Below are 5,083 nucleotides of genomic sequence, written 5' to 3' on the forward strand. Positions count from 1 at the left end.
TTAATGAACCGCTGTATACGAGACCCGTACGTACAGTGGTGTGAGAGGCTCTCCCCGTCAGTGTTCACTGGCGGGGCAGTCTACTCGATTAGCGGCTGGCTTTATTCGACTATCATTTTTTTATCTGTTTAGTTAGATTTTATCTTTCTAAAAATCTCGGGCATAGTTTCAGCATCAATTGCATCCATATCCACTAATCTCAATGACTTCACCATTTTTAATGTAGATGTCTTATAATGCTTGAAGTGTGGTGTTTGCAAATGAGATTTATAAGCTTCTTTACTTGCGTATATTTCCAAAATTCTAATTTCAGTCGGATTTTCCTTTTGAAACATAGGGAAAATTGATATTACACCTGACTCCAATCTAACGGAAGCTTCAGATTCCTCTTTTAGAATTGAAATATACTCATCAAGATAATTGGGTTCTATTTCTATTTCCGAGATTCTGATAATCAGACTATTTAATTCCACTATATTTTCATTCTGTACCTGCTGTTTACATGAAAAAGTAATCAGTATTGCAAAGTTCAACAATACCCCTTTAATTAAATATTTCATATTGGTTTAATTTTTAATTCTTGAAAGTTTATAAGGTTCTCCTGGTGCTAATATTACAACTCTTTCCGGGTTATTTACCTTAGCTTTTAAATTCTCAGGGTCTCCATTAAAAGGTGCAAAATCTGGTGCATCAACTGAACCCCAATGATGAAGTAACAATGGAGTATTTGGATATGCATTAGCTAATTTTACTGCCCCTTCAAAAGTGAAATGCCATTCACTATCAGAAAAATCAAACAAAATAGCATCCGGAGTTGGCATCTGCAAGTGTTCGGGCATTAACCGAGAATCACCCGTTGCCCAAATAGTTCCATTTGGAGTCTCAATCCAAAATCCAGCACAGTCTTCTTTTTTCCATTGTCTGCCATTTTTTGATTCAGGATAATCATTTTGCCAAGTATGGTCTGCTGGAGTTAAGGTAACTTTTATTTTTTTAATAAAAAAGGTGTCTCCAATATTATGTCCAAATGAGGATAAATTTTGATTTTTCATTAGAGAGTCAACATACTTTGTTGAATGGTACTCTTGTGTTACTGATTTCAAATCAATACATGTCGGAATACTATAATGGTCGTTATCGCTATGCGTTATTAATATTGCATCTAAATGCGGAACCGCTTTTGTTTCAATAGGAAATTCAATCAATAAAGGCATATCAAAGTCTTTAAGAACCGGGTCAATCATTAACGTTGTACCATGACTATTTATCATAAAACCAGCCATGCCTAACCACCTGATTATTGTTTCATTAGACCCTTCAAATGCTTCTTGTCCAAATGATTGAGTTGGAGGAGCTTTTGCCTGATATTTCTTTTCTGTAATTTGATTGTTCGAAACATTTTCATTTCTAACCGATTTACATGAAAATGTTGCAATCATAACAACGATAAATAGCAGTATTTTTCTCATCATACAAATCATTTTACTATAAATTTAATGATTTTAGCAGAGGTTTCAAACAAGCTTGCCGCTAACGTCTCTGTAAATTCACATGAAATATATTTCTGCCTTGTCGATGGGGAAATGAAATATATTTCTCCTGTCCGGCACGGTATGTTTATATCGATCAACTATCATTACATCCATGCATGCAAGCGAATTTACGAAACTTGACGTAATAACAATTACGGCTTTGTGTTATTTGTATTCATTCTAAAAGAGAACCATGCCGAACTGATTTACGCGGAACGTGTCAGCCTTTACGCGGATCAAGTTTGTCTTTTTGAGAGCCAAGTTTGTGTTTTCGAGAACCAAGTTTGTGTTTTCGCGGAGCGTGTCAGCCTTTTCGCGAAGCGTGTTAGCTTTTTCGCGGATCAAGTTTGCCCTTTCGCGGATCAAGTTTGCCTTTTTGAGGATCAAGTTTGTGTTTTCGCGGAACGTGTCAGCCTTTTCGAGGATCAAGTTTGTGTTTCTGAGGACCAAGTTTGTGTTTCTGAGGACCAAGTTTGTGTTTTCGAGAAGCAAGTTTGCCTTTTCGAGAAGCAAGTTTGTCTTTTCGCGGAGCGAGTCAGCCTTTTCGCGAAGGAATAATTTAATGAGAGAATGGGAAGAAGAAATTCGAACCGGCTATTCCGCGTTTCCGAACCGGTAAACCAGCGATAACTGCTGCGATTGGTCGAGGTCTTTCCCGTCAACCAGGTGGAACGACAGGTTGAAGCGTCCTTGCACGTGTTTGCTGTTAAGGAATTGCCACACCACATCGGTGCGCAGGTAGCTGTCGGCCGTGTAAAAGCGGTCGCCGTTCATAAACCGGTGTCCTTCGCCCTGGTGCAGGGTGGCGCGCAGGGCAAAGGGGCCGCGCTCGCCGTAAAATTCGCCGCTAAAACTCAGTCCGGTCAGGTAGCCGTCGGTTACGCCGCGTTCGCGGAACGACGATCCGAGTATCCCCGCTTTTACGTAGGCGCGTTGCAGGGGCAGCAGCTTTTCCAGGTTCATCCCGGCATACAGGGCCAGGCCCAGGTTGTCGGAAATATGTTCGTCGGGATTTTCGATGGCTGTTTCGGCATAATGAAACAGCAGCAGGTAGTTTTCGGCGAAGAAGGCGCGGTGGCGCATTTCGCCCGAGAAACCGGCCATAAAGGTTTCGCGCCGGATGTCGGTCTGGCGGCTGGTCCAGTCCACAAATCCGCTTTGGTGGCCCCAGTCCCAGCTGTGTTTTCCGTACATGCCTTCCACGTTTGGCCGGAAATAATTGAGCGTATCGGTGAGCATGGCCAGCGGGAAGTTGAGTAGTTCCATGCGCGGGAAAGCGCCGAAGTAAAAGGTGTTCTTTTCGTCGGCATACCGGTAGTAAGCGGTCAGGTTGGGCTTGCGCTCGTCCAGGTTGCTGCCAAATTCAAACAGGTGGCTCAGCCCGATGCGCAGGCGGTGCTTTTCGTCGAGGGTGGTGCCGATTTCAACGCTGGTGCGCTCGCCCAAAATGGTTTGCGAATAGGCTTTTTTGCTTTGGGCAAACTCGCGGTTGTCGCCAATTCCGTGAAACTGTACCTGGTATTCCAGTTGCTGGGCCGTTGCCGTGGCAACCACAAAAATGAATAAGAAAGTGATGAACAAGCGCATCGGTCTGTATTTTGAAGGAATGTTTGACATCGGTTTTCAGCTTACAAAGGAATAATAAAAATGGAATTTGGCAAGGGTGGCGCGGCAGGGGAATCGCTTTTGTAAGGTTTGATTCATTTATTCTTTCATGGCGCACGTATCCGAGGGGATGATAATACCCCGGGCGTCTCCGGCAGATGCCGGACAGGTTAGTTTGGGCTTTCAGCGGTAGTATGGCCTGTTGGTCACGAGGTCACGACATGTCGTGACCGTACGTGGCTTTCCCGTTTTAAGGTGTTTCGGATTTTGTCCGGCGTGTAAGGCCACGGTATGCCGTGGCCGGATGGGCTTCCCCGGGTGACGCGGTTTTTAACCGCGTACTGGAATTGCGCGATTGAAAATCGCACCACCCAACTACGTGGACAGCGAATCTCGGAACCAGGTGGCGCGGTTTTTAACTGCGTATTAAAGATGTGCGATTGCAAATCGCACCACCCGGAGGCGCCACCTTAATCGCACAAAATATACATGTCGCGTTTGGGGTTGATGCACAGCACGGGCATCCGGCCGGCTTTTTTGATGATTTTGGCTTCGGGCAGTCCCACCATTAAATCCAGCAGGCTGATGTGCTGGCTGGAGGGGATGATCATCAGGTTAAAGTTTTCCACCAGGCAGCGGCCGAGCGCTTCGAAAGGCAGGCCGAAGCTTCCTTTTTCGGCATCGCTGAACCGTACGTCCAGCTGCAGCTTGTACAGCAGTTGTTCAATGAATTTCCGGTTTTTCCGGATGAGCAGCGCATTCTCCTTGTTGCGCTCGCGGGAGCACAACACCTCAGTTTCCGCCCGGTTGAACCGCCCGAAATAGGAGGCCCACAGCGAGGTGTCCTTCATCACCTTGCGAAAATCGACCGGCAGGATCACCTTGTTGTATTGCAGAAACTCCTTCTCGCTGCCCTGCACAAACAGAAAAGGAATGGAACTTTGCTGCAGGGCCGGCAGCTTCTTTTTGATGTTTTCGGAGGTGAGCACCAGCATCACCCCGTCGTACTGTTCGGCCAGCCGGTCCATGTTTTGCGGCAGGGTGCCTTTCAGCGTCAGGCTCGAGAGGGTGAGTTGGGGCAGGTCTTGTTTCAGCTTCCGGATGATGTTACCCAGCGCTTTTTGTGCCCCGAGCTTGTCATCTTTCCCGCCTTTGCCCAGCGGGTGAAACAGGCACAGCTCTTTCTTAAAGATCCCGGCCATGCGGATTCCGTGGGCAATCGCGTCATGCATCGATTCCGAAAAATCGCAGTAAACCATAATTCGTTGTTCTGTGGTGCCGGCCATCGTGCTAAAATTTTTTTTCATTCCTTCCGCAAAGCAGGTCGTTTTTCGGGTATCCGTTTGCGGGTGAAAGCGCTTTTTGTGTTTGTGATAACGGCGATAAAACTATTCAAAAAAAATTACTTTGAAGGAAGAATGCGCCAGGGAAATCGCTTTTAAAAATAGTTCACCCTTTCAATGCATTTTAGCCTCAAAAGCTTCCAATGCCTGAGGCATTTTGGTAGGTGCAGGATAAGTTAATCTGGGCTTTCCACGTGGCTATGGCCTGTTGGTCACGAGGTCACGACATGTCGTGACCGTACGTGGCTTTCCCGTTTTAAGGCGTTTCGGATTTTATCCGGCGTGTAAGGCCACGGTATGCCGTGGCCGGACGGATGGTGACGAGCTTAGAAGAGCAGTTTAACATCTGCTATTCAAAAAAAATTACTTTGAAGGAAGAATGCGCCAGGGAAATCGCTTTTAGAAATAGTTCACCCTTTCAATACAGATTTGCCTCAAAAGCTTCCAATGCCTAAGGCATTTTCGGTAGGTACAGGATAAGTGAATATGTTTCCACGTGGCTATGGCCTGTTGGTCACGAGAGGCCGTCTCAAAACAAAATTTGGGACGGTCTTTCTTTTTCTGGATTTTGGAGATTTTAGATTTTGTAGTTGGTTTGTTTAT

At 45.6% G+C, this 5,083-nt stretch carries 5 protein-coding genes; all 5 read right to left on the minus strand.

Annotated features, from left to right (window positions below):
- Positions 1-128: 128 nt before the first annotated feature.
- Positions 129-560 (minus strand): putative quinol monooxygenase, encoded by a 432-nt coding sequence (locus N2K84_RS19920; protein ID WP_282593590.1) that lies wholly within the window; start codon positions 558-560, stop codon positions 129-131.
- Positions 561-566: 6 nt separating this feature from the next.
- Entirely contained in the window at positions 567-1,472 is a 906-nt protein-coding gene (locus N2K84_RS19925) for an MBL fold metallo-hydrolase (protein ID WP_282593591.1), read from the minus strand.
- A 240-nt stretch (positions 1,473-1,712) separates the two neighbouring features.
- Complete coding sequence (locus N2K84_RS19930; RefSeq protein WP_282593592.1) at positions 1,713-1,961, minus strand: hypothetical protein; 249 nt, start codon at positions 1,959-1,961, stop codon at positions 1,713-1,715.
- Positions 1,962-2,126: 165 nt separating this feature from the next.
- The gene (locus N2K84_RS19935; RefSeq protein ID WP_282593593.1) at positions 2,127-3,119 is read right to left on the minus strand and encodes a hypothetical protein; all 993 of its coding nucleotides are present in this window, start codon (positions 3,117-3,119) and stop codon (positions 2,127-2,129) included.
- Between the two features lie 488 nt (positions 3,120-3,607).
- The gene (locus N2K84_RS19940) at positions 3,608-4,423 is read right to left on the minus strand and encodes a hypothetical protein (RefSeq protein WP_282593594.1); all 816 of its coding nucleotides are present in this window, start codon (positions 4,421-4,423) and stop codon (positions 3,608-3,610) included.
- Positions 4,424-5,083 lie beyond the last annotated feature (660 nt).

It is taken from the genome of Gaoshiqia sediminis (assembly GCF_025907915.1).
In the GTDB taxonomy this organism is placed as follows: Bacteria; Bacteroidota; Bacteroidia; order Bacteroidales; family Prolixibacteraceae; genus Gaoshiqia; species Gaoshiqia sediminis.